This is a genomic window from Haladaptatus sp. DYF46, assembly GCF_021083305.1.
Lineage (GTDB): Archaea > Halobacteriota > Halobacteria > Halobacteriales > Haladaptataceae > Haladaptatus.
In genome coordinates this window covers 561005-585933 of the sequence record NZ_JAJFAY010000001.1, presented here as the reverse complement: position 1 = coordinate 585933, position 24929 = coordinate 561005, and the positions used below count along the sequence as shown (strand labels likewise).

Annotated in this window: 27 protein-coding genes and 1 tRNA gene; 13 read left to right on the top strand and 15 right to left on the bottom strand. The window is 60.3% G+C overall.

What is annotated here, in order from left to right:
* Window positions 1–49 precede the first annotated feature (49 nt).
* Together LJF34_RS28840 and LJF34_RS03305 are read right to left on the bottom strand one after the other, a co-directional pair.
* Window positions 50–178 (bottom strand): hypothetical protein, encoded by a 129-nt coding sequence (locus LJF34_RS28840; protein ID WP_255665596.1) that lies wholly within the window; start codon window positions 176–178, stop codon window positions 50–52.
* Window positions 179–1741: a succinic semialdehyde dehydrogenase gene (locus LJF34_RS03305; RefSeq protein WP_231183204.1), complete on the bottom strand. Its 1563-nt coding sequence runs from the start codon at window positions 1739–1741 to the stop codon at window positions 179–181.
* Between the two features lie 61 nt (window positions 1742–1802).
* Between LJF34_RS03305 and mre11 the strand changes: the two genes are divergently transcribed.
* Window positions 1803–3260, top strand: coding sequence for a DNA double-strand break repair protein Mre11 (gene mre11 / locus LJF34_RS03300; protein ID WP_231183203.1), 1458 nt, complete (start codon window positions 1803–1805; stop codon window positions 3258–3260).
* Window positions 3257–5923, top strand: a complete 2667-nt coding sequence (gene rad50 / locus LJF34_RS03295) for a DNA double-strand break repair ATPase Rad50 (RefSeq protein ID WP_231183202.1) — start codon at window positions 3257–3259, stop codon at window positions 5921–5923. The genes mre11 and rad50 overlap by 4 nt, the downstream gene beginning before the upstream one ends.
* Here rad50 and LJF34_RS03290 read toward each other — a convergent pair.
* The 3 genes from LJF34_RS03290 to LJF34_RS03280 are packed head-to-tail and all read right to left on the bottom strand — an operon-like array spanning window position 5900 to window position 6928.
* Window positions 5900–6334: a hypothetical protein gene (locus LJF34_RS03290; RefSeq protein ID WP_231183201.1), complete on the bottom strand. Its 435-nt coding sequence runs from the start codon at window positions 6332–6334 to the stop codon at window positions 5900–5902. The two genes, rad50 and LJF34_RS03290, sit on opposite strands and share 24 nt — an antisense overlap.
* Before the next feature lie 25 nt (window positions 6335–6359).
* Window positions 6360–6695, bottom strand: coding sequence for a hypothetical protein (locus LJF34_RS03285; RefSeq protein WP_231183200.1), 336 nt, complete (start codon window positions 6693–6695; stop codon window positions 6360–6362).
* A gap of 47 nt (window positions 6696–6742) precedes the next feature.
* Entirely contained in the window at window positions 6743–6928 is a 186-nt protein-coding gene (locus tag LJF34_RS03280; RefSeq protein WP_231183199.1) for a hypothetical protein, read from the bottom strand.
* 108 nt (window positions 6929–7036) lie between these two features.
* Here LJF34_RS03280 and LJF34_RS03275 point away from each other — a divergent pair, with 108 nt between their 5' ends.
* The 7 genes from LJF34_RS03275 (at window position 7037) to LJF34_RS03245 (ending at window position 14893) form a co-directional block, all read left to right on the top strand.
* Complete coding sequence (locus tag LJF34_RS03275) at window positions 7037–9718, top strand: DNA-directed DNA polymerase (RefSeq protein ID WP_231183198.1); 2682 nt, start codon at window positions 7037–7039, stop codon at window positions 9716–9718.
* A gap of 160 nt (window positions 9719–9878) precedes the next feature.
* On the top strand, window positions 9879–10784 hold the full coding sequence (locus LJF34_RS03270; protein ID WP_231183197.1) for an ABC transporter ATP-binding protein: 906 nt from the start codon (window positions 9879–9881) through the stop codon (window positions 10782–10784).
* Between the two features lie 9 nt (window positions 10785–10793).
* The gene (gene sufB / locus LJF34_RS03265; protein ID WP_231183196.1) at window positions 10794–12224 is read left to right on the top strand and encodes a Fe-S cluster assembly protein SufB; all 1431 of its coding nucleotides are present in this window, start codon (window positions 10794–10796) and stop codon (window positions 12222–12224) included.
* Window positions 12221–13429, top strand: a complete 1209-nt coding sequence (sufD, locus tag LJF34_RS03260) for a Fe-S cluster assembly protein SufD (protein WP_231183195.1) — start codon at window positions 12221–12223, stop codon at window positions 13427–13429. Before sufB ends, sufD begins: the two co-directional genes overlap by 4 nt.
* 90 nt (window positions 13430–13519) lie before the next feature.
* A complete protein-coding gene (locus LJF34_RS03255) occupies window positions 13520–14020 on the top strand; it encodes a ferritin-like domain-containing protein (RefSeq protein WP_231183194.1) in 501 nt (166 codons plus the stop codon).
* Window positions 14017–14445: a metal-dependent transcriptional regulator gene (locus LJF34_RS03250; RefSeq protein WP_231183193.1), complete on the top strand. Its 429-nt coding sequence runs from the start codon at window positions 14017–14019 to the stop codon at window positions 14443–14445. The genes LJF34_RS03255 and LJF34_RS03250 overlap by 4 nt, the downstream gene beginning before the upstream one ends.
* 346 nt (window positions 14446–14791) lie before the next feature.
* Window positions 14792–14893 (top strand) — tRNA-Gln (locus tag LJF34_RS03245).
* A 126-nt stretch (window positions 14894–15019) separates the two neighbouring features.
* On the opposite strand, the gene LJF34_RS03240 is transcribed toward LJF34_RS03245, so the two are convergent.
* Window positions 15020–15382: a winged helix-turn-helix domain-containing protein gene (locus LJF34_RS03240; protein ID WP_231183192.1), complete on the bottom strand. Its 363-nt coding sequence runs from the start codon at window positions 15380–15382 to the stop codon at window positions 15020–15022.
* 117 nt (window positions 15383–15499) lie between these two features.
* Between LJF34_RS03240 and LJF34_RS03235 the strand changes: the two genes are divergently transcribed.
* Entirely contained in the window at window positions 15500–15817 is a 318-nt protein-coding gene (locus LJF34_RS03235) for a hypothetical protein (protein WP_231183191.1), read from the top strand.
* 213 nt (window positions 15818–16030) lie between these two features.
* Here LJF34_RS03235 and LJF34_RS03230 read toward each other — a convergent pair whose 3' ends face one another.
* The 5 genes from LJF34_RS03230 to LJF34_RS03210 form a co-directional block, all read right to left on the bottom strand.
* Window positions 16031–16243 (bottom strand): hypothetical protein, encoded by a 213-nt coding sequence (locus LJF34_RS03230; RefSeq protein WP_231183190.1) that lies wholly within the window; start codon window positions 16241–16243, stop codon window positions 16031–16033.
* A gap of 375 nt (window positions 16244–16618) precedes the next feature.
* Window positions 16619–16930: a hypothetical protein gene (locus LJF34_RS03225; protein WP_231183189.1), complete on the bottom strand. Its 312-nt coding sequence runs from the start codon at window positions 16928–16930 to the stop codon at window positions 16619–16621.
* A gap of 1 nt (window position 16931) precedes the next feature.
* Window positions 16932–17303: a helix-turn-helix domain-containing protein gene (locus LJF34_RS03220; RefSeq protein ID WP_231183188.1), complete on the bottom strand. Its 372-nt coding sequence runs from the start codon at window positions 17301–17303 to the stop codon at window positions 16932–16934.
* 300 nt (window positions 17304–17603) lie between these two features.
* A complete protein-coding gene (locus tag LJF34_RS03215; protein WP_231183187.1) occupies window positions 17604–18788 on the bottom strand; it encodes an outer membrane lipoprotein-sorting protein in 1185 nt (394 codons plus the stop codon).
* Between the two features lie 202 nt (window positions 18789–18990).
* Window positions 18991–19638 carry a PEGA domain-containing protein gene (locus tag LJF34_RS03210; RefSeq protein ID WP_231183186.1) on the bottom strand — a complete coding sequence of 216 codons (648 nt, stop codon included), beginning with the start codon at window positions 19636–19638 and terminating at the stop codon, window positions 18991–18993.
* A 438-nt stretch (window positions 19639–20076) separates the two neighbouring features.
* Here LJF34_RS03210 and LJF34_RS03205 point away from each other — a divergent pair, with 438 nt between their 5' ends.
* Window positions 20077–20292 (top strand): hypothetical protein, encoded by a 216-nt coding sequence (locus LJF34_RS03205; protein ID WP_231183185.1) that lies wholly within the window; start codon window positions 20077–20079, stop codon window positions 20290–20292.
* 30 nt (window positions 20293–20322) lie between these two features.
* Here the strand turns inward: LJF34_RS03205 and LJF34_RS03200 are convergent, their stop codons facing one another.
* Complete coding sequence (locus LJF34_RS03200) at window positions 20323–20751, bottom strand: hypothetical protein (RefSeq protein ID WP_231183184.1); 429 nt, start codon at window positions 20749–20751, stop codon at window positions 20323–20325.
* A gap of 166 nt (window positions 20752–20917) precedes the next feature.
* Here LJF34_RS03200 and LJF34_RS03195 point away from each other — a divergent pair, with 166 nt between their 5' ends.
* A complete protein-coding gene (locus tag LJF34_RS03195) occupies window positions 20918–21943 on the top strand; it encodes a metallophosphoesterase (protein WP_231183183.1) in 1026 nt (341 codons plus the stop codon).
* A 38-nt stretch (window positions 21944–21981) separates the two neighbouring features.
* Here the strand turns inward: LJF34_RS03195 and LJF34_RS03190 are convergent, their stop codons facing one another.
* Window positions 21982–22686, bottom strand: a complete 705-nt coding sequence (locus tag LJF34_RS03190) for an alanyl-tRNA editing protein (RefSeq protein WP_231183182.1) — start codon at window positions 22684–22686, stop codon at window positions 21982–21984.
* A 110-nt stretch (window positions 22687–22796) separates the two neighbouring features.
* Between LJF34_RS03190 and LJF34_RS03185 the strand changes: the two genes are divergently transcribed.
* Window positions 22797–23504 carry an HD domain-containing protein gene (locus LJF34_RS03185; protein WP_231183181.1) on the top strand — a complete coding sequence of 236 codons (708 nt, stop codon included), beginning with the start codon at window positions 22797–22799 and terminating at the stop codon, window positions 23502–23504.
* Between the two features lie 14 nt (window positions 23505–23518).
* Here the strand turns inward: LJF34_RS03185 and LJF34_RS03180 are convergent, their stop codons facing one another.
* Together LJF34_RS03180 and LJF34_RS03175 are read right to left on the bottom strand one after the other, a co-directional pair.
* Entirely contained in the window at window positions 23519–24175 is a 657-nt protein-coding gene (locus LJF34_RS03180) for a LysE family translocator (protein WP_231183180.1), read from the bottom strand.
* A gap of 39 nt (window positions 24176–24214) precedes the next feature.
* Window positions 24215–24928, bottom strand: a complete 714-nt coding sequence (locus LJF34_RS03175) for a TMEM165/GDT1 family protein (protein ID WP_231183179.1) — start codon at window positions 24926–24928, stop codon at window positions 24215–24217.
* Between the last annotated feature and the right edge of the window lies 1 nt (window position 24929).

The window sequence follows — 24929 nt, the reverse complement described above, 5'->3', positions numbered from 1 at the left end:
CGAAGACCACCGTGTTCCCGACGGAGAACGGTGGCGTGCTCTCCTTCGATTACTCGCTCTCGGCCGTCCGTCGATTTTTCGGTTGGACGAGACGGGCGATGATCCGCCCGCGAGCGAGCGACCGCTTCGTCAGCGCGGAGTCGAGAAATCCGGGGAATTTGGCGAGGAAGACGTCCATCTACCGAGCCTCCTCGATTCGCTTGTACAGTCGCATCACGCCCGACATCGCACGAGCGTACCATTTCGTCGGGACCCGCCGCGGTGGTGCGAGCGAGGCTACTCGCTGTTCGGCGACCGTTTGCGATTCGGTGTACTTCCGCATTCCCTCCCGGCCGTGACGACGGCCGATTCCCGAGTCCTTCATCCCGCCCATCGGCGCATCGACGGACGCCCACGTCGCGTGATACGGGTCGTTGATTCCCACCGTTCCGCAGTCGATTCCGCGGGCTATTCTCCACCCTCTGTCCGTGTCCGTCGTCCAGACGCTCGCGTTCAATCCCCGGTCGGAGTCGTTGGCGAGCGCGATTCCCTCCTCCTCCTCGGAAAACCCGGACAGGGAAACGACCGGGCCGAACGTCTCCTCGCGTGCCAGCGTCATCTCCTCCGTCACGTCCGTCAGAATCGTCGGTTCGAAGAAGTACGGCCCGACATCGGGGCGCGCGTTTCCACCGGCGACGACCGTTGCTCCCTCGTCCACCGCGTCCGCCACGTGTTCCCGAACCTTCTCGAACTGCCGTTCCGAGACGAGCGACCCGACTTCCACGTCGTAATCGAGCGACGGTGCCATCGAGAGTTCGCGGGTCCGTTCCGCGAACGTCCGCCGGAACTCATCGTACACGCCGTCTTGGACGTACAACCGTTCGAACGAGAGACAGAGCTGTCCGGCGTTGGTGAAACAGCCCCGAATCGCCCCTTCGACGGCAGCAGCCACGTCCGCGTCGTCCAGCACGACCATCGGGTTCTTCCCCCCGAGTTCGAGCGAGCACTTCACGAGATTTTCGCCCGCGCGTTCCGCGACGGTTCGCCCCGTCTCGGTGCTGCCGGTGAAACTCACGAAATCCACGGCGTCGATCAGCGCCGGACCGACCTCGTCGCCTCGCCCGGTGACGACCCGAAAGGCGTCCGCCGGCAGTCCCGCTTCCCGCAGCAGTTTCGCGACCAGCAACGCGGAGAACGGCGTCTCCTCGGCGGGTTTCAGCACCACCGCGTTTCCGGCGAGGAGCGCGGGAATCGCGTCCGAGACGGCGAGCGTGAGCGGGTAGTTCCACGGTGCGATGACGCCGACGACGCCTACGGGCTTCCGATATTCTATCGTCTTCGTGGCGAGCGGAATCGCCCCGTCGCGCCGTCGCGGCCGGAGCAGTTCTTCCGCGCGCGTGGCGTAGTACCGGGCGTTGGTCGCCACGTCGAGGACCTCCTCGTAGCCGTCCTGCCGGACCTTTCCGCTTTCCAGACCCATCACGTCGAGGAGTTCGTCCTGTCGGTCCAACACGAGGTCGTGACACCGCAGGAGGACGTCCGCCCGGCGGTTCACCGACCACGACGACCACTCGCCCTGTGCGGTTCGAGCGCGCGCAACCGCCGCGGTCACGTCCGATGGAGCGCAGGCAGGGACGTCGCCGATTCGCTCCCCCGTGAACGGCGCATCCACCGGAATCGACTCGTCGCTTTCGTCGGCGGAAACTTCGCCAGCGAGGTCGTCCAACGTACCGGGAAGAATGTGAGCCGTCTGAAACGTCATGCGGATGTAAACGGGACAGTCACGGAAACAATTTATGAGGCTGGAACGTATCGCTGAATCAATGACACGGGTGGTTCACACGGGCGACACTCACATCGGGTATCGTCAGTATCATTCGCCCGAGCGACGGGACGATTTTCTTGCCGCGTTCGACCGGGTCGTCGAGGACGCCATCGAGGACGAAATGGATGCGGTCGTCCACGCCGGCGACCTGTTCCACGACCGCAGACCCGGACTGGTGGACCTCCACGGGACGATTTCGGTCCTCCGGAAACTTCGTCGGGCGGACATCCCGTTTCTCGCGATCGTCGGGAACCACGAGAGTACGCACGGCCAACAGTGGCTCGACCTCTTCGAGACCCTGGGGCTCGCGACGCGACTCGGACCGTCCCCGGTTCTCGTCGGCGACACCGCCTTCTACGGATTGGATCACGTTCCGGTCTCGAAACGCGACGACCTCGACTACGAGTTCGAGGCACACGACGCGGACGCCGCGGCGCTCGTCGCACACGGCCTCTTTCAGCCGTTCGACTTCGGTGACTGGGACGCCGAACGCGTCCTGACCGAGGCGTCGGTCGATTTCGACGCGATGTTGCTCGGCGACAACCACCAATCCGAGAAGGAGCGGGTCGCCGACGCGTGGGTGACCTACTGCGGTTCGACCGAGCGCGCGAGCGCGAGCGAGCGCGACGACCGGGGGTACAACATAGTCCACTTCGAGGAGGACGTGACCATCACCCGGCGCGGCATTCCGACACGCGATTTCGAATACGTCTCCGTCAGCCTCGCCGAGGAGGACGGCATCGACTTCGTCCGGGAGGCGATTCGTGAACACGACGTGGACGACGCCGTCGTTCTCGTCTCCATCGAGGGCGAAGGAACCGACGTGACTCCCGCGCGGGTCGAGGAGTTCGCCACGAACGAAGGCGCGCTCGTCGCCCGCGTGACCGACCGGCGCGAAATCGAATCCGAAACCGAAGACCTCTCGGTTTCGTTCGCCGACCCGGACGACGCGGTTCGCGAGCGCGTCCGCGAGATGGGACTCAGCGAGACGGCCCACGCGGTGGACGAGATCGTCCGCGCGAGCAAGGTCGCGGACGCGAACGTTCGGGACGCGGTCGAAGAACACGTTTCGACCCAGATCTCCGAAACCCTCGCGGCGTTCGAACCCGCGGAAGGGGACGACCCCGACGCAGCAGAATCGGACGCGGGTGACGGCGAAGCAGGGAAGACGAACACGGAAACCCTCTCGGTTTCGGTGCGCTCGGACGGTGATGAGACGGGCGACACGGACAACGAGGACGAATCGAAGGAGTCGTCGTCCGAAAACGTTCCCGCGAAAGAGCCGTCACCCCAAGAAACCCCGCCCGCGGAGGCCGTCGCGGATTCGGAGACGGCTTCCGAGGAGGGTAGTGCCGCGGTGGACGACTCGGCCAGCGCTACCGACGAGGAGGCCGACACGGCGGACACCGACGACGCCGAGATTGACGGACAGATATCCATGGAGGACTACCTGTGAAGTTCGAACGCGTTCGGCTGTCCAACTTCAAATGTTACGAGGATGCGGACCTCTCCCTCGATTCGGGAGTCACCGTCATCCACGGACTCAACGGGAGCGGGAAATCCTCGCTCCTCGAAGCGTGCTTTTTCGCGCTGTACGGAGCACGAGCGCTCGACAGGACGCTCGAAGACGTCGTCACCATCGGCGCGGAGGACGCGGAGGTCGAACTCTGGTTCGCGCACGCGGGCGGAAATTACCACGTTCACCGCCGGATCCGTGCGACGGGCGACTCGGCTCAAACCGCAAAGTGCGTCCTCGAAACGCCCGACGGAACCCTCGACGGTGCCCGCGACGTGCGTGCCCACATCGTCAACCTGTTTCGCATGGACGCGGAGGCGTTCGTCAACTGCGCATACGTCCGACAGGGCGAGGTGAACAAACTCATCAACGCCACCCCGTCACAGCGCCAAGACATGATAGACGACCTCCTCCAACTCGGCAAACTGGAGGAGTACCGTGAACGCGCGAGCGACGCCCGACTCGGCGTCAAAAGCGTCCTCGACGACCGGCGGGGAAGCTACTCCGAACTCGAATCACAAATCGAGAAGAAGGAGGAAAAGAACCTCCACGGCCTGTTGAACGACCTCGAATCGAAGCGAAACGAGACGGAATCGGAAATAGAACGGTACGAAGGGAACCGTGACAATGCGCGCGAAACGCTCGAAAACGCCGAAACCGTCCTCGAAACGTCCGCGGAAAAGCGGGAAGAATTGGCTTCCCTCGAAACGGACATCGAGTCGCTTCAGGACGGGATAACCGAGACGGAGAACGAACGCGAAAACTGCCGCAAGCGGGCGAGCGACGTACGGGAGACCATCGCGGAACTGGAATCGAATGTCGAAGAACTCCTCGGCGAAACGGACCTCGAAACCGCCGACGAGGAGGCCCTCGATTCACGACTCGAAGCACTCGACGACGAGGACGAGTCGCTCGCGGAAGAACTCGAAGATCATCGCATGAAAGCCCAGATGTTCGACAATCAAGCGTCGAACCTCGGCGAGCGCGTGGCAGACCTCGAATCGCGGGCGACGGAGACGCGAGAGCGGGCGAACCGACTCGACGACGATGTCGAGGAGGCGACGTCGGAACTCGAAAACCGCCGCGAAAAACTGACCGAAATCGACGACGAAATCGAATCGTACCGCGAACGCTTCGCGGACGCGCCGGTCGAGTTCGGGGCGGCCGAAGAGCACCTCGAATCGCTCCGCTCGGACCTCGCGGACTGCCGCGAGGCGGAGACGAACGCCCGTGCGAACCTTCGGACAGCGAAAGAAGGAGTCGAGGAGGCGGAGCGTCTCTTGGATGCCGGAAAGTGCCCGGAATGTGGACAACCCGTCGAGGAGTCCCCACACGTCGATACGATAGACGAGGACCGGGAACGAGTGTCGGAACTGCGGGACGAAGTCGAAACGCTTCGTGAGAAACGGACGCGTCTCGAAGCGCGAATCGAGGAAGGGGAGGAACTCCTCACGGCGGAAAACCGCGTTCGAGAGCGTCGAAACAACCGGGAGAACGTCGAGCAACTGGTCGAGGACAGGGAGAACGCGATTCGGGAGAAACGAGAGGAGGCCGAACAACTCCGGGAGGAAGCGAAGATGCTCCGATCCGACGCGGCGGAGCGCAAGGAATCGGCGGCGGAACTGAAAGCGAAAGCCGAAACGCAGCGCGAGGAGGTCGAACGCTTGGAAGGGGAACGAGAAGCGGTGGCCGACCGTCGAACCCGAGTCGAACGGATACGGACGATACGGGGGAAGAAAGCGGACGCGGAGTCCGAACTCGACCGCCTCGCCGAAAAACGAAGTCATTTGGAAGAACTCAACGACCAGCGCCGGGAGACCCTCTCGGACAAACGCGCACGTCAGTCGGAACTCCGCGACGCCTACGATGAGTCGGCGGTCGAACAGGCGCGAAACGACAAGGAGCGGGCGGAGAACTACCTCGAACGGGTGACGGACGAACTCTCCTCGCTGCGTGAACGACGGGACGACCTCATCGACCGAATCGGCGGCGTTCGCGGCGAAATCGAGGAGTTGGAGGAGCTTCGTGACCGTCGTGACGATATCGAAGAACGGGTTTCAGCGCTCGAATCGGTGTACGACGAAGCCGCCGACTTGCAGTCGATGTACGGCGACCTCAGGGCGGAACTCCGCCAACGAAACGTCGTGAGTTTGGAGCGGATGTTGAACGAGGTGTTCGACCTCGTCTACCAGAACGACTCGTACGCGCGCATCGCGCTCGACGGCGAGTACCGACTCACGATTTACCAGAAGGACGGCGAACCGCTCGAACCGGAACAGCTCTCGGGCGGGGAACGGGCGCTGTTCAATTTGAGTTTACGATGTGCGATTTATCGCCTGCTCGCGGAGGGAATCGAGGGAAGCGCACCCATGCCGCCGCTCATTCTGGATGAACCGACGGTGTTCCTCGATTCGGGGCACGTCTCGCAGTTGGTGGAACTCGTCGAATCCATGCGCGAGTTGGGCGTCGAGCAGATAATCGTGGTCAGCCACGACGACGAGTTGGTCGGCGGCGCTGACAACCTCGTGCGCGTGGAGAAAGATTCGACGACCAACCGGTCGCACGTCGAGGACAGGGAATCACTCCTCGGTGTCGCCGACTAACGACGCTACTCCGTCCGTTCCGATATCGGTCAAGCCGTAGCCGCGTTCGCCCGCGATTTTTCGCTCTTCGATGAGTCCCGCCGCGCGGAATTCGGCGAGCAATCCGTGCAGGTCGCTTTCACAGAGGTCGTATGCCGAGACTATCGACCGCGCCGGAACGGGGCCGCGGTCGTAGAACTCGATCAACAGGCCGAGTGCCCGGTCGTTCGGGACGGCAGTGAGGATTCGTCTGACCGGCGACGAAACCCGTCGTGCCGACGTTTCGAGCGGCGACTCTCCGGAGACCGAATCGAGGCGGTCGTTTTCGAGGTAGCGTTCGTCCCCCGTCCGCGGGTCACGGACGAGGCTCGATTCGTCCGACTGCTTGACGAGCAGATACCGGCGTCCCGATTCGTCGCGGACGGTTCGCATGGCTCGGAGTAGCGCTGGCGAACGGTTAGTCCTTCTGGACGGAACGGTATCGGCGGTAGCCGCGTCCGAACGCGAACAGGCCGATAGCGAGGAGGCCGCCGCCGAACGTCCATTGTCCCCGAAACACGACGAGCATGATGCCGAGGCTGAGACAGAAGAGGGCGATGTTGAAGAGGAGAACTTGCGCCCAGAACTCCTTTTGGAGTTCCGGGTCGGCGTCCACCTCGCTGTAGTCACGAACGGACGGGCCTTCGACGCGAAGCCGTTCCGATGGGTCCTCGACCGTCGGAATCATGTCAGCTTCCGGGGCGTCACCCGGGTCTTCGGACCCCTCGTCGTCGTGACCGAATCTGTCGAACACCGTGGCTCGTCGTTCGTCTGTAAAAGGGAAAAGCGTTCGGAGTCGATTCAGACGTGTTTTTCTAACGTGACCGTGCTGGACGCCTTCAGCCATCCAAGGGGGTTGTTAGCGTCGTAGAATACGACGCCGTCTTCCGTCTCATAGGCTTCGATCGAACTCATCGGTTCGTCGGGAACCGGAAGTTCGGTTTCTGCGCGGTCCAGCGTTCCGTCTTCTGTTGCACGGTCAGACATTGGCTTGACCTCATCCTGTGCTATGAGTTAACACATTAAATCTCTTTCCCTACATCCGACTGGCCCAAACGGGAGGGTTTTTACCGAGAAGCACCAAAAACAATCGACATGACTCAATCTGGGCTTGGTGACTTCGCGGGTGGAGAAAAGCGTCCCGCGGCAGAAGCCCACGCCGTTGCGGGGAACGAATCGACGACGGCGAACGTCGTGGACGCCGACAAGGATTGGCTCCCCGAATCACAGGGAACCATCGAGCTAGCGGTGACGCAGGTCGATTACACCATCGACGGCAGTGGTGACGAGGAAGAGCCCATCATCCACGTGTTCGGGCGAACGTCGGACGACGAACAGCAGCACGTTCGAGTCGTCGGGTTTCGGCCGTACTTCTACGCGCCGACGGAGACGTTGAACGACGGGAAACTGAACGACGGGCGAATCACGGGGTCAGAGGAAGGCTACGAGAGCATCCGCGGCGAGCGGTTGACGAAAATATTCGGTCGGACGCCGCGTGACGTGGGGAACATCCGCGACGAGTTCGACCACTTCGAAGCGGACATCCTCTTTCCCAACCGCTTCCTCATCGACAAGGACATCAAAAGCGGGATTCGGCTTCCCGAGCGCCGCCGCGAGGACGGGGCGATCGTCGTGCAGGAGAGCGAAGTCGAAGCGGCCGACGTGCAGGCGAACCTCCGCGTCCACACCTTCGACATAGAGGTCGACGACCGCTCCGGATTCCCCGAGGATGGGGAGGAACCGATCATCTGTCTCACCAGCCACGACTCCTATCTCGACGAGTACGTCGCGTGGGTGTTCGACGCGCCTGACGGGGATAGCACCCCACCGACCGACCTCCCCGACTACGAACCCCTCCGGGAGGAACCGACCATCGAGGTTCGAGCGTTCGAAGAAGAGGAAGCGATGCTGTCGGCGTTCCTCGACTACATCGACGAAACCGACCCGGACGTGCTCACGGGGTGGAACTTCGAGGACTTCGACGCGCCGTACTTCCTCGACAGGCTCGAACGGTTGGAGGGACCGCACCACGACTACGACCTCAACTACAACCGACTTTCGCGCGTGAACGAGGTCTGGCGGAGCGACTGGGGCGGCCCGACGGTGAAAGGCCGGGTCGTCTTCGACCTGCTCTATGCGTACAAACGGACCCAGTTCAGCGAACTCGATTCGTACCGCCTCGACGCGGTCGGAGAAGTCGAACTCGGCGTCGGGAAGGAGCGCTATGCGGGAGACATCGGGGACCTCTGGGAGCAGAACCCGGTGCGACTGTTGGAGTACAACGTTCGCGACGTGGAACTCTGTGTCGAACTCGATAGAAAACAGGACATCGTCTCCTTCTGGCGGGAAGTCGCGTCGTTCGTCGGGTGTAAACTCGAAGACGCGACGACGCCCGGCGACGCGGTGGACGTGTACGTCCTCCATAAGGCCCACGGTCAGTTCGCGCTTCCGTCGAAGGGGCAGTTCGAGGCAGAGGATTACGAGGGTGGCGCGGTGTTCGAACCGATTACCGGCGTCAAGGAGAACGTCACGGTGCTCGACCTGAAGTCGCTGTACCCGATGTGTATGGTGACGCTGAATCTATCGCCGGAAACGTCGGTAAACCCCGACGTGTACGAGGGTGACACGTACGTCGCGCCGAACGGGAGTCACTTCCGGAAGGAACCGGACGGAATCGTTCGGGAGATTATCAACGAGACGTTAAGCGAGCGCGAGGAAAAGAAGGCGCTCCGGAACGAACACGACCCGAACAGCGCCGAGTACGAGATTTACGACCAACAGCAACAAGCAGTGAAGGTCATCATGAACTCGCTCTACGGCGTGCTGGGATGGGAGCGGTTCCGTCTCTACGACAAGGAGATGGGTGCGGCCATCACCGCCACCGGGCGGGAGGTCATCGAGTTCACGGAGACCGCGGCGAACGAAATCGACTACAAAGTGGCATATGGTGACACGGACTCGGTCATGCTCGAACTCGGCGGAGACATCGCGAAGGACGACGCCATCGACCAGTCCTTCGAAATCGAGGACCACATCAACGCCCGCTACGACGAGTTCGCGCGCGAGGAGTTGAACGCGAACGAACACCGCTTCCAAATCGAGTTCGAGAAACTGTACCGTCGCTTCTTCCAAGCGGGCAAGAAGAAGCGCTACGCCGGCTACATCGTCTGGAAGGAGGGCAAGGACGTAGACGACATCGACATCACGGGCTTCGAGTACAAGCGCTCGGACATCGCGCCCATCACGAAGGAAGTCCAGCGGGAAGTCATCGAGATGATCGTCACGGGAGAGGACTTGGACGACGTAAAGGAGTACGTCCACGACATCATCGTGAACTTTCAGGACGGGAACGTCGATTTGAACGAAGTCGCCATTCCGGGCGGCATCGGGAAACGACTCGACAACTACGACACCGACACGGCACAGGTGCGCGGTGCGAAGTACGCGAACCTCCTCCTCGGAACCAACTTCCAGCGCGGGAGCAAGCCCAAACGCCTCTACCTGAAGAAGGTCCATCCGTCGTACTTCGAGAAAATCGAGAGAGAAGGGGATTTCGACGCGCGTCCGGACACGCTGTACGGCGAGTTCAAACACGAACAGGACGTCATCTGCTTCGAGTACGCGGACCAGATTCCCGAGGAGTTCGAAGTGGACTGGGACAAGATGCTCGATAAGACGCTCAAAGGTCCCATCGAACGGGTGTTGGAAGCGCTCGACATCTCCTGGGAGGAAGTGAAGACGGGCCAGCAACAGACCGGCCTCAGCAGTTTCATGTGAACGACAGATATCTTTTTCCCCAACTCAGATCTACGAAAGTAATCGATGTGCTTTCACACTGGAAAACAATTTTTTTCTTTCCGGAAACCGATTGCACAGGAATGCGAAACGGTTATGGGACGACCTACCCTTGCTCCATATGACTTAGGTGACCCTAACAATGGCAACGCTCGAACTGAAAAATCTCCACGCAGAGGTCGTGGAAGAAGGCGAAAAGATCCTCAACGGCGTCGATCTCGAAGTCGAATCCGGCGAGATTCACGCGTTGATGGGACCGAACGGCAGCGGCAAATCGACGACATCGAAAGTTATCGCGGGACATCCCGCGTACGAAGTCACCGAGGGAGAGGTACTGTTACACCTCGAAGAGGGTGAGTTCGGCGACATCGAGATTCCCGAGGACATGCGCACGTGGAACCTCCTCGAACTGGAACCGAACGAGCGCGCGGCGCTCGGCGTCTTCCTCGCGTTCCAGTACCCCGCCGAAATCGAGGGCGTCACGATGTCCAACTTCCTCCGCACGGCGCTCAACGCGAAGCTCGAAGAGCGCGAAGACCTCTTCAGTGAGGAGGACGAAACTGAGGACGAGGAAGAAGAGTCGGGCTACGACACGAGTCCGATGGAAGGCCCGGCGGACGAGGGCGAAGTCGGCGTCGCCGAGTTCCAGCAACTCCTCAAGGAGAAGATGGAGCTTCTCGACATGGACGAGAAGTTCGCGATGCGCTACCTCAACGCCGGGTTCTCCGGCGGTGAGAAGAAGCAGAACGAAGTGTTGCAGGCCGCCATCCTCGAACCGTCCATCGCGGTGCTGGACGAGATCGACTCCGGGCTGGACATCGACCGACTGCAGGACGTATCGAACGGAATCAACGCGCTCCGCGACGAGCAGGGAACTGGCATCCTCCAGATTACCCACTACCAGCGTATCCTCGACTACGTGGAACCCGACACGGTCCACATCATGCTCGACGGCGAAATCGTCAAGGAAGGCGGCCCGGAACTCGCCGAAGAACTCGAAGACAAGGGATACGACTGGGTCCGCGACCAGGTCTACGAGACCGCATAAGGTGTTAGTATGAGTTCAGATCAGGACCACTTGAAAGAGACAGATACGGAAGAACGGTTCGAGTTCAAGAAAGAACAGCGGGCCGCGGTCAAGTCCGACAAGGGGCTGACCGAAGAGGTCGTCCGCCTCATCAGCGAGGACAAGGACGAACCCGAATGGATGCTCCAGCGGCGTCTCCGCGCACTGGAACACTACCAGAACATGCCCATGCCGACGGACTGGCCCGGCCAGCCCGACCTCTCGGGACTGGACGTCGAGGAAATCGTTCCCTACATCCGCCCCGACGTGGACAAACGCGGCGGCGCGGACGACTGGGACGACCTCCCGGACGACATCAAGGACACCTTCGACAAACTCGGTATCCCGGAGGCGGAGCGAAACGCGCTCTCCGGCGTCGGTGCCCAGTACGAGTCCGAAGTCGTCTACCAGAACATGCAGGAACAGTGGGAGGAAAAGGGCGTCGTCTTCTGCAACATGGACCAGGCGGTCCAGGAGCACGAGGACCTCGTCCGAGAGTACTTCATGACGAAGTGCGTGCCGCCGAGCGACAACAAGTTCGCGGCGCTCCACGGTGCGGTCTGGTCCGGCGGGTCGTTCGTCTACGTCCCGGAGGACGTCACCGTGCAGATGCCGGTGCAGGCGTACTTCCGCATGAACTCCGAGGGGATGGGGCAGTTCGAGCACACGCTCATCATCGCGGAAGAGGGCAGCGAAGTCCACTACATCGAGGGCTGTTCCGCTCCCAAATACTCCGCGTTCAACCTCCACTCCGGCGGCGTCGAGGTGTTCGTCGGCGACGACGCTCACGTGCAGTACTCGACCGTGCAGAACTGGTCGAAGAACACGTACAACCTCAACACGAAGCGCGCCATCGTCGAAGCCGGTGGCCGCATGGAGTGGGTCTCGGGAAGCATGGGGTCGAAATCCACCATGCTCTACCCGTGTTCGATCCTCAAGGGTCGCGGCGCGTCCGCGAACCAGATTTCCATCGCCTTCGCGGGCGAGGGACAGAACATCGACACCGGCGCGAAGGTCTACCACAACGCGCCGAACACCAACTCGACCATCGAGTCGAAGTCCATCAGCAAGGACGGCGGCCGCACGAACTACCGCGGCCTCGTCCACATCAGCGAAGGCGCGGTGGACTCGTCCACGTCCGTCGAGTGTGACGCGCTGATGTTCGACAACGAGTCCACGTCGGACACCATGCCGTACATGGAGATCAACGAGAACCGCGTCAACGTCGCCCACGAGGCGACCGTCGGGAAGATCGGCGACGAGGACGTCTTCTACCTCCAGAGCCGCGGTCTCGACGACGACGACGCGAAACAGATGATCGTGAGCGGGTTCATCGAACCCATCACCGAGGAACTCCCCATCGAGTACGCGGTCGAACTCAACCGCCTCATCGAACTCGAAATGGAGGGCAGTCTCGGATGAGCACGCAGGTTCACAGCACCCTCTCGGAGGAGACCGTCCGCGAAATCTCGGACGACCTCGACGAACCCGACTGGCTGCTCGAAACGCGTCTCGAAGCGCTCGATGCGCTTTCGGAACTCGACATGCCCGACGTCATCCGCACGCCGGGGCGCGACTGGACGAACCTCGACGCGCTCGACTACGACAGCTTCGTCGACCCGTTGTCGGCGGCAGAGGAGAAAGAGCGCGTCGAACCCGAGGGCGTCTCCGTCCTCTCGCTGTCCGACGCGCTGGACGAACACGAAGAGATCGTCGAGGAGTACTTCGGCTCGGTCATCGACCCGCAGGAGAACTACCTGACGGCGCTCTCGGCGGCGCTGTTCACGTCCGGCACGCTCGTCTACGTCCCCGAGGGCGTCGACGCGGAGGACGTGACGATTCGGACGACGATGCAGAGCCAGTCGCTCTTCAACTACACGCTCGTCGTCACCGAGAAATCGAGTTCGGTGACGATTCTGGAGCGCCAGGAGAGCGAGGAACTGGACGGTGAGCGCTACTACAGCGGTCTGGTCGAAATCGCGGCCGGCGAGAACAGCCACGTCCAGTACGGCTCCCTGCAGGACGTCGACGAGGAGACGTACACCTACACGCTGAAACGCGGCACCGCCGCGGACCACGCGTCCGTCAACTGGATCGAGGGGAACATCGGGTCGCGTCTCACCAAGTCCTCCGTCGAAACGACCCTCGACGGCGAGGGCTCCGAGACGAAGACCGTCGGCGCGTTCTTCGGACACGACGACCAGCACTTCGACGTCGCCGCTCGCGTCTGGCACAAGAACGAGCACACGACGGCCGACCTCGTGACGCGCGGCGTCCTCGACGACGAAGCGCGCTCCGTCTACGAGGGTGTGCAGGACGTCGGCAAGGACGCATGGGACACGAGTTCCTACCAGCGTGAGAACACGCTGATGCTCTCGGATCAGAGCGAAGCCGACGCCTCGCCGAAGCTCATCATCAACAACCACGACACCGAGGCCAGCCACTCCGCGACCGTCGGACAGGTCGACGAGGAGGACCTGTTCTACATGACCTCGCGCGGCGTGCCGGACTCGCTGGCGAAGAACATGCTCGTGGAAGGGTTCTTCGTCCCCGTCTTGGACGAAGTCGAAGTCGAGGAACTCCGCGAGGACCTCGACGCGAAAATCGTCGAACGACTCGACTACTGACGACGGTCCTTTTCGCTCGAACTCGCTTTCGGTCTTTTTCGCGCGGTCACATCAGGGAGTGTTAAGTTTCCCCACCTCCTTTCCCCAGCCATGAGTGTGAGTCAGCGCGTCTCGTCGGACCGCCAACTCGCGCGCTTGCTCCAGATCGGCGTCGTGTTGGAAGAAGTCGTCGAAGCACGGGCCGCGCGCCATTTCGAAACCCTGCCCTCCGAGGAGCGGGACGAGCTCCACGAGGATGTGCGCGAACTGCTCGAAGAAGCGCGCGAGGAATCAGCAGAACACCGAAAACGTCTCGAATCGCTCATCGACGAGCTCGATGCCGAAACGATTCCGTTCGAGGAGATAGAGTTGCTGGTGGGCGAGCAGTACGCCCAGACCGCGCCCGACGATTTCGACGGCGTGCTCTACGACCAACTGCACGGCGAGGAGACGGCGTATAAGTTCTACGACGACCTCATCGTCGCCATCGAAGCGAGCGAGACGGAGTTCGGAGTCAACCACGACCGACTGCTCGAAACCCTTTCTTCGATTCGAGCGGAGGAGGCGACGGGAGTCGAAGAAGTCGCGAACCTGATGGAGGCCAGCAAATGAACACAGCAGACCAATATCTGAAGGCGATTTACCTCGTCCAGCGCATCAACGACGGCCCGGCGGCAACCGGTGCCCTCGCGGATCAACTCGGCGTGAGTCCAGCCAGCGTCAACGAGATGGTCGGTAAACTCCAAGAGCGCGGGTTGGTCGAACACGAGAAGTATCGCGGCGCGACGCTCACCGAGGAAGGGGAAACGCGTGCCAGCGACGCCCTTCAGACCTACTGTATCCTGGAGCGCTTCCTCGCCAACGTCCTCGAAGTGGACGAGTTCCGGACCGAGGCGAAACAGCTCGAAAGCGTCATCGACGAGACGGTGGCGGCCCGACTCGACACCATCATCGACCGGGAGCCACAGTGTCCCGATTGCTTCCACGCCAACGAGGACATGTGCACGTACTTGGTCGAGGACGGACACGCGGACTGACTCGGGGCTATCGGATTTCCCGGCGAGACAGTTGCGTTACGTTCAAGTAGCCGCCCGAATTACGTGACGACGTAGCCTTCCTAAGGGAGGGCAAGCGAACGAAGTCCCGGGGTGGTGAGCAAATCCATCGGATTTGCGAGGTACACGGGACTCCGTGAGTGAAACGAACAAAGTCCCGTGGTGTCTCGCCGAACCAAGTGAGGCGAGGCTCGGGAGCCGACTTGTCGGCTCCCGGTGGTGAGCAGTTTCGAAGAAACTGTGAATCTCACGGGATGAGCAGTCCCGTGGTGGTGAGCAAATCCATCGGATTTGCGAGGTACACGGGACGAACGAACGAAGTGAGCGAAGTCCCGTGGTGTAGCGGCCAATCATAATGGCCTTTGGACGTGACTGGTGTTCCAGTCGCGGAAGACAGCCATTGACGGCGGTTCGAATCCGCCCGGGACTATCTGGAATTTTACATTAGTCCTCCCGAAACATAGTGGCTTCTCTCGCAGAGGTGGTGCTGCATGAGTCGCACCTGTCCGCGGTGCGGCAAGAAGATAGGATTGTTCAGTTATCGAAGACCACCTGTCTATTCTTCATCCGCTCGACCTGCACCAATTGCGTTGATCTCTGCATTCAATTCAGCCACGAGCTGGCCAGTCTTGCTCTCAAGATTATAGTGGTATCTGCGACCGTTAGCTGTCTCCTCAACAATACCTAGCTCGACAAGTCTTCCTATGTGCCGTCGGACACTCTGGGTACTGACACCCGCGAATTCTGCTAACTCAGTCTTGTTGAACTCCTTTCTGGGATCAACCTGGAGGAGTGCATCAAGCATCAAGTGAACACTCTCATGCTGACAGAGATACAACCAGCCGGACGGATAGGCTAGGCGTTGCTCTTTTGTGGTCATGTCATTCGCGGTTTTAGCATCCATACCTGGTTTGCTCATAACTACACCAAAGTAAGGCTAGAACATAAATATTGGCATACTAGACACCGCTCAAAGTATTCATATCACTACTTTAAAGTAGCAATGTTTATTAACTCTTACTCCCATGTAATTTACATGAAAGACACAGAACTAGTTTGTTCTATTATTCGTGTCCTCGTTACTAACCACGGATATGGGAAACCACTTCCCGCTGACGTGGTTCTCAATAAAGCGTCTTATCCCCCGCACAAAGGTGGTGACGCGAAGAAAGCCCTCGAAATCGTCCGACGACAATCATTTATTATCGACCACGGGAACCGGGGAATCATGCTCGATAACGGCGAATTCGGTTCACTGGTCCAATTCCTCTATGACAACTGTGGATGGGACGAATTTGAATTGAAACTCCGAATCAAACACTTCGAAGGGTGGGAAGAAATCGACTGGGATTGACGCAGCGACCGTTTGGATGTCCGGACTGCCTGTCGCCCCGATCGGCGCTGATTTTTTGTTGGCACATCCGCTGAACGGTAAAAGTGGCTGTGGTATCTAAAAGTTAGAAGAATCGTGCTAGATAGCTAACCTGCATCAAACAACTACCAATCACACGACAGTTGGAGAGTTCTTAGCAAGGTATCCTTTTCACACAATTTCAAACAGATTACTCTAGAATATACCGATTGTTTTCCCAACTACTCCACCACCTGCCAGCAATCCGCCTACACACTTCCCACCACGATAGAGGAAACGAAAACGAACCGACCACGGCTCGATCTCCTCGACCCGTGACTCGATATCATCCACCTCCTCGTTCAACGACGTGTCTATACGTTCGAGGACGTTGGTCGTATGGTCTAGCTTCTCCTCGACCCGCTCCATCCGTTCGGCGAGTTGCGTGTTCGAAGAATGTCGGGCTAGTGCCCATCGCCGATTCTGTACTGTGCTGTTTCGAGTTGAGAGAGTCAAAAGTAATGAGACAACCCCGACTCGGACTGGTAAGTAGTGAATCAGAGAGGGAAGCATGATCCGCTTGATATGGGTTCAAACCAATAATCCGAACAGGCAGGTCGAGAAGCGACAAAACGTCGAAATCAGTGCCCTCAACGCTCAAGATGCGAACATCGAATGTCGAACGCCGCCCGGGACTATCGGAAATTCTCCCAAGACACAGCGACGTCTCCCTTGGTGGAGGTCATACTGCATAAGCCGAATGTCCGCGCAGCGAGAAAAGAGGAGAAACGATAAGCGAGCGGACTACCCTCGCGAATGCAACGAGTAGGCGATGAGCAGAACGCCGAGGAACTGAAACAGTCGCGTGACGAGCGTGAGCGGTTGTTGATACTGCAAACCGATGTAGCCCTCGCGGAGGAGCAGCGAGCCAACGAAGGCGATGCCGAACGCGACGGCCGTGAGGAAAAACAGGCCCATGGAGAGCGCTTGCATCGTTCGACTGTCGTGGCGGCGATACCCGCGGTAGGCCTGATATCCCACGTAGCCACCGACGAGGGTGGACCCGAGGGCGAGGACGACGATAACCCAGTCGATGACGGTGGCAATGGATGGCATTTCAGAGGTCCTCCCACATCTTTTTGAAGCGGTCGGCGGTGTCGCTCTCACCTTCTCCGGGGAACGATTCGTCGTCGGTGCGCGTCACGGCCGCCTCGAAGGACCCGGTGTCCAACTCGATAGAAACTTCCGACAGCGTGGCCGTATAAACGCTGTAGTGGTTGTTGCTGGTCCGAATCTTGGTCTGCTCTTCGAGGAGTCCGTGCGCTTGTAATCGTTCCACTCGGCGATAGACCGTCGGCTGGGACATTTCGCATTCGTCGGCAAGCTGTTTTGCGGACATTGGTTTGATACTCGTTGCTGCGAGGATTTTCCGGGCGTACTCGTCGCTGAGGACGTCGAGAAGCTCACCCAGTGCTGGATCCTCACTCACGTTTCAGTCGAATGACTATCGGTCGGATTAATAGGCTCATGGGTTTTGAGCGCGGAGGGGTTGCGGCGACCGATTCCGGGAGTATGATGTGGGCTGTCGAAGCTGTACAGCGTTACTGTGGAGGGACTGCTGCGTCAGCGGTGAACGCGATGGGGGACACCGTGCTGTCAGAGGCCACATCACCATACTTCCGGTGTGGGAGCACGTTGTCAGTTTATCGGAGCCCATCGCATTTTAACGAAGGGACCGTTAGATAATATAAAAGGGGGGCGAGTTTCTGACCCAGAAATTCGTGGGGTTTCAGGCTGGACAAACCACTGAACGGCCGACTTCGATTAAACGCTCAATTTTGACGCCGGTTCCCCGGACGGTGTAGCCGTAGCCGTTGCAGTCCCACGAGAGCGACGTGGTCGGTCCGTGGTCGATGGTCGCCGGATGACCGTTGATCGTCACGTCACGTTCGTCGGAGTCGATGTCGAGGGTGTAGTTGAACTTCGCAACCGTGAGTTCGCGTCCGTCGGCGGCGTAGCGGAGTCCAACCCCGTTGATACGGCCGTTCGTTCGTGTGGCGTAGACCAGTTCGAACGCGGGCGGCACGGTCGGTTTCGGCACTGAAATCGAACTCCGTGCTTCCAGGTCCGCTCTGCTTCGGTACCACTCCGTCCGAGGGGTGTCCGGTCGCCGTACTTTCGTGTCGGCGTCTATGTCGGGTCGGAACGCGTCCGCCGGTACTTGCACGTCGAACGTCATGTTCGTGTACGTCGTCGTCACCGAACGCTGGGTGCCATCGGCGGTCCATGCCGTCTGCTTGCGTAGCGGATAGAACCGTTCGGAGTCGACCCACAGCCGTTGTCTGTAGTGAGCTCCGCTCTGGTTGGTCGTGGGGGTAATATCGAGCACGTACGCATCCCGCCCACCGACGGTATCGGTCTCGACGAACTCGACGGCGTAACTACGGTTCGCGTCCATTTGTGGGGCGGTGCCGGTGTGTCGCGACAAGACGGGTAACGGCGATATACCGACGGATTTGGGCCGGCCCGCGTCGTCGGTCAACCCCGCGGCCGAGACGAGCAGTTGGAGTCGGGTGGCCGTTTGCGAATCGGTCGGTGGTCCCGTCAACTCGACGGCGGTCACGGCGTTTTGGTCGATATCGTGGAGCCAGAGCGTCGAGCCGTTCGAGACCTGTAGTTCGTACCGCCGATCCGATGCGTTCTGAAAGCGGATCCGTTTCCGGTTAGTACCCGGAACGAGCGTGACGGTGGCGACGTTTCGGGACGTGACGGTACCGTTGGTTCGCATCGTGACCGACTGCGTTCCGGTGAACGCGTCGATGGAGCGGTAGCGTTCGGTCACGTTGGCATTGACCGAGGGACTCGCGTCTCCTATCGTACCTCCCGCGGCCCAGAGGATCGCAGGAAGCACGATGCCGAGAAGTAAGAGTACAACGAGTGTACGTCGGTTGAATCGGAATCGTGAACGGCTCATACTAGTAGCAAGCTGAGTGAAGGTTTAATTGCGTATCGGAAAACCGGCGGGGAAACGTGTCTAGTCACCCGACATCTAACTCGCAGTCGATATCCGAATTGATGGTATGTATCCTCAAAATAATAAGTGGAAACTAATATACTTGATGGAATTTACTGCTGCATGATGGACGGAGTATCACGACATCGACGGGCAACCGTCGTCACTTCGAACTGTACGTGATCGTCCCGGTCCACTTGCCGTAGATGTCGTCGTGCTGGTGGTCCTCGTCGAGCATGTAGACGGTCACTTTGAGCGTGCCGTCGTTGAACTGCTCGAAGGCACCCTCCTCGATTTCGACGGAGTAGGTTCCCTCGTCGTGCTGGAAGCGGACGCCGGTACGCCCGACGTTCTTGCCGTTGATCCGGACGAGGAAGTACGGGTCACCGTCCACCAGCGGTTCGGGGTCGACGTTGGGCAGGCTGGTGTTGGCCACGACTTCGACGTTGAAGTTGGAGTAGCCGTTTCCGTTCTTGGCTTTGACCTTGTCCACGAGCGTGACCTTCTTCAGGCGACCCATTTTACCGCCGTTTCGCTTGTCGTCGAGCGGCGTGTTCGGGGACTTCGGCGGCGACCAAGATTCCACTGTCGTGGTAGTGGTCTCCGTGGTCGAAGCGGCCGTCGTAGTCGTCTCCGTGGTGGTCGTCGTTCCACCGTTCGACGACGTCGTTGTCGCTGCCGACGTGCTCGTTGCCGTGGGTGCGTCCGTGGTCGTTGTCGTCGTGGTCGTATCCGTCCCACCAAGTCCGGCGCAACCGGCGAGGAGAACGGAGAGAACGAGGACGACTGCGATGGATCGATGGCGATTCATACGTAGTACGTTACTGTTGGCGCGAGAGACCATAAATAATCTTTTGCCGGTTTCAAGACCCTATTTCCTCGTATCAAGCCGTTCCACATTGAGGGTAACGCTGGAATACTACCACGAATGGTCGAGCCCACGAGGTATTTTTGCCGACGTTCCGAGATCCATCGATATATTCGAGAACGCTCCGAATTCGGTGATAACCCCGTCCGTGGAAGAACCTGTCGTCGAGAAATCGGACCATTCCGAGGGCAGGACGTCATCCAGACGAAACCGTTCGAATCGCTTCACGAGGTTCCGCATTTAGTATCAGTGACGTAAAACGGAGAAAACATACTACGCCGCGAGACGGTATGTTTATATCGTCTTATGAAATGACGAATGGAAACAAGACAGATACCATCCCGCCACATTTGTAATATCTACTATCAGATGAAGGACATCATGAAGTACGAGCAAGAAGGCCGGTACGACATGTCCGTAACGGATGCACACTTCGAGGAGGATGGATCGTTATGTCTGTCGCTTCGTTTCGGACCACGTGGGTTACCGCCCCTCGACAGGTTGCTCACGAGGGGTTACGTCAAACTCAGCGTGTACGACAACGGGGATTTTCAGGAGAACGGGACGCCGACGCTGTACGGCCGCTCTCGGCGATAAAAACGGATAGGAGGGTAAGAACGACAAAAATCAGAGGCGGTCGCGGCCGTTACCGCGAGAGGTGAAGCGGGTCACGTCGATTCGCTGAACCGCTCGTGCGACCGACTGGCGGTACCGACGAATGTCGAACCCCGATTTCCGGTTCGTTCGACGTCCGCGGGAACGCGAGCGGGCTGATCCCGAACGACTCACCAATCGCTTCATCTTTCGTTGGGTTTCGAGCGAGATGAGCGGATCGTCGGGCGAAATCAGTCGCGACAGCACTACGCAAATGGCGGCGATAACGACCGAGTAGTAACCGAACGTGGTCAGTATACTCGACGAAAAGAACGCCACGTAAATGCCGTTGATGAAGAAAAACAGTCCCACTAGTTGCAATCCCCTATTGAGATAGGAGAATGACGACGAACCCGTCGCCGTCGTTGTTGTTCCGATTCCTTGGAGGCTTCTCGTACTCATCCTCGTCCATCGTTTCGACGTGCGACGTAATGAAAGTCAGTCAGACACGTGTATTGGACGTGACGTGACTGAAATAACACCGTTCCGGGAGAACTATATAGACTATGGCATCAAATATATACATCCGTGGTTAGACTTATAGCCGTTGCCGAAGTTTACACACGTGATGATCGAAGACGGGATACCGGCGGAATTTCAGAACGAGTCCCGCCCCATCGAGGCCGTCAGCGAACCACCGACCGAGAACGCCACTGCGGGCCCCCTTTTCGCTCGGTTCTCCCATCCGCGGAGCGAGACACGAACGACGATCGCCGTCGTCTCCGACACCCACGTTTCGACCGAAAAACGTGGCACGTGGAAGGTGTTTCACCGAACCCGTGAACGACTCCGTACCGTGATCGCGGACGCGAATACCCGCGACGTGGACGCGGTCGTGTTCGCGGGCGACCTTACTGAGGACGGTTCGGTCGAGGACTTCGAAACCGTTCGCTCGCTTCTGGCCGACCTCGACGTACCGTACGTCGCCGTCCCCGGAAACCACGACGTTCCGAAGTCCTTCGACAGCCACGAGACGCCGCCGCTCTCGTCGTTCGAGTCGGAGTTCACCCCGGATGGATTCCCGTTTCACGAGCGCGTCGGCGGTGTGGACGTTATCGGTCTGAACAGCGCCTCGACGCCCGACGGAACGCTTTCGGACTGCCACGATGGCCGTATCTCCGACGACCAACTCGCGTGGCTCGACCGAACGCTTCCGAAGACGGACGCACCAATCGTTGTCTCACATCACAACCTTCCGGGACAGTCCGATGGAAAAGACCCCCACTCGTGGCGCTCGTCGTTCCCGATGCGCAACGCGACGGAACTGGCGGACGTTTTCTCCGGTCACGACGTTCCGTTGCACGTCTCCGGCCACCTGCACGTCCCCGCAGTCGCGGAAACGATGGGCGTGCGCGAACTGATCGCACCGTCGCTGTGTTCGTTCCCGCAGGCCTACCTCCTGTTCGAAACCGGGCCGCTCGGAACCGCCGTTCGATTCGTTCCGACGGCCGACGAAGCGGGGACGATGGAAGCGTACATGCACGCGAAAAAGGACTCCGCCCGGAGCGATGCGCTCGCGGAGATGACGCTCGACAGGATGGACTCCTTCCCGCTCGAAGACGAGCGATTACTCGTTCCGAACCGACCCGCCTAGTGAGAATCGTCCGGGTCGCTCGTTCCGTCCGCTCGGCTTTATTCGAGAACGAACTTCAGGCGCTCCTCGTCGCTTCCCTTCGTCTCCCGGCCGGTGATTCGGAACTCGCCGAGTTCGTCGGTTCGTTCGACGTGGGTACCCGCACAGGCGGTTCTATCGGTCCCCTCGATTTCCACGATGCGGATTTCGCGGATGCTTTCGGGAAGGAGGTGAATTCGGGTCCGTTCCGGATCGAGGGAGGACTCGGCATTGTCGCGGTCCATCTCGTACCAACTGACCGCCAGTCCCGCGTCGATGCGGTCGTTCATGGCCGACTCGATGTGACCGAACTCCTCGTCGGTGAACCGCTCGTAGCCACAGTCGATTCGCGCGCGGTCGGCGTACAACTGATTGCCCGTCGTCTCCGCGTCGTACTCCTCCAACAGCACCGCCGAGAGGAGGTGTTGGGCCGTGTGATATCGCATATGGGCGTAGCGTCGGTCCCAGTCGATTCGTCCGGTGACGGTCGTTCCCTCCTCGGGCGGCGTCCCGTCGAGCGCGTGGTAGACGGTGTCTTTCTTCTGCACGTCCGTGACGTTCCACGTCTCGTCCTCGAATTCGAGAACCCCGGTGTCGTACGGTTGGCCGCCGCCTTCGGGATAGAACAGGGTTCGGTCGAGTACGACGCGGTCGCCCGCGACGCGTTCGACCGTGGCCTCGAACTCCCGCTCGTCCGTCGCGTCGAGATACAGCGCCTCGGTCATACACGGGGAGAAGAGCACCCGTCACTTAATGACCTCGTCGTAACGCTAAAGAGCGAATCGTGCGTTTGTATCAGTAATGAGTACGAACGCCGAACAATGGAGGGAGTTCTGTGGGTGTCGAGATTAAGGGGTCACCCGTCTCCGAATCGGAATTCGAGGACATGAAGACGTTTGTGTACGAGTATCTCGCGGCAAGCGTAAAGAACGAGGAAAGCGGGGGACGCATGCGGTGGTACCCGTGGCACTCCGCCGACTACCGGTTCAATCACATTCTCAACGTCGTGAACCTCGCCGAGACCATCGCGGAACGGGAAGGTGCCGACGTGGACGTCGCTCGCGTCGCCGCGCTGTTCCACGATATCGCCAAACTCGACGCGGACCAGGAAGTCCACGCCGAGGAGGGCGCGCGCGTCGCCCGCGAGTATCTGGAATCGCACGGCGAGTTCCCCGAATCGTTCGTGGACCAAGTGTGCAAAGCCGTCGAAGACCACTCGTATCAGGGCGACCTGTCGCGCCTCTCGAAGGAGGCACAGAGCCTCATCGAGGCGGACATGCTGGACAAGGTCGGTGCGAACGGAACCGCCCTGATGTTGCTTCGGATGGGCTACGAGGCGCGGACGCACATGGCCGCCGCAGAGATGGTGGACCGGGTGTTGCAACGCGGAAAGGACGCGTCGTCCCGCGTCCAGAGCGAGACGGCACAGGACATCGCCCACCGTCGGCTCAAACGCGTGAAATGGTTCCGCGAATGGCTCGAAGAGGAGGTCCCGGAGATGGACGCCGAACCGTCGGGGTCGCCGCGCGGCGGCGGACGCTGACCGACGGATGTAGATTATAGGAACGTCGTCGCGGCGTCGTAGACGAAGGAGATCCCGGCGAGCGCGAGGACGCCCGCGCTCACGTACGCGACGGCGGGAGCGAACGAATCGACGCGCTTTCCGGCCGCCGACAGCGCCGCCGGAAAACCGGTTATCCAGCAGGCGATTCCCGCGAAGAATCCGACGATTATTATCGGCCCGCCGGTCGTGATCGTGAGGTTTCCCGGCAGTCCGGAGAGGACGTCCAATTTTCCGGGGTCGAGCAGGCCGACGCCCGCGGTGAGCCACCAGATTATCTGATACGGGTTCGTGATGGCGAGCGCGAACGCCTTTCTGAACCCTCTCGCCCCCTCGTCCACCGTGTCATCGGTGAACGTCGACGTGGCATCCTGTGCCGCTCCGTAGGCGAAGTACAGCATCAACAGGCCGCCGACGCCGACCATGAGGCCGCGCACGGCCGGCGCTTCCCTGACGATGGCGACGACGCCCGCGAGCGCGAGGACGAAAAAACAGGCGTCCGCCGTCATCGCACCGAGTCCGGCGAAGAACCCCGACCGCCAGCCGCGGAGAACGCTCTCCTCGGCGATGACGGCGTTCATCGGTCCGGGAGGCGCGGCGAGCGAGAGACCGAGGACGACGCCCGCGAGCGCCGAGACGAGAACCTCAAGCATCTGCCGTCCGTTTTGCCCGGAACGAGTAAAAGAGCGCGGTTAGAGGAAACCCTGCCACTCGGCGAACACCAGCGCGCCGAAGGCGAGGAAGACGAACGCGGCGACGAGTTCGAGCCACTTCGTCGGCAAAATGCGCTCGAACCGTTCGCCGATGACGGCGTCGAGGCCGGTTCTGAGTCCGAGCGCCGCGATGACGCCGACGAATATCGAGAGCGGCGAGTTCGGAAACGTCGTCGCGAGGTTGATGGTCAGCAGTTGGGTCTTGTCCCCGAACTCCGCGAACAGGATGAACACGAACGTCGTCAGGACGCCGCCGTAGGCCCCCATTCGGGTCAGCAGACCGTCGGGAATCACCGTGCCGGTCACGCCCACGTCCATCCCACCGGCGGTCAACAGCGGTCGGTCGTCGGACTCCTCGGTGAACTTCGAAACTGCACTCCGTAGCGTCCAGAGGCCGAAGACGACGAACAGGCCGCCGGTCAGGACCGTGATGACGGTTCCGGGCAGGACGGAAACGATGACGTGACCGAACGCGATTTCGACGGTACTCCAGAGGGTAAACGCGGCCATCGCGCCGACGAACACCCGCTTTGCGTCGTAGCGCGAAGCCAGCGTGACGACGACGAGCTGTCCCTTGTCCCCGAACGTGGCGAGGAGGTTGGCGAGGAACGCGGCCGCCACCGGCCCGTAGCCCTCGTACCGATGGATGACGTGCTGTAGACCGGTCGCTAACGGGGTCGCTGTTCCCACCATC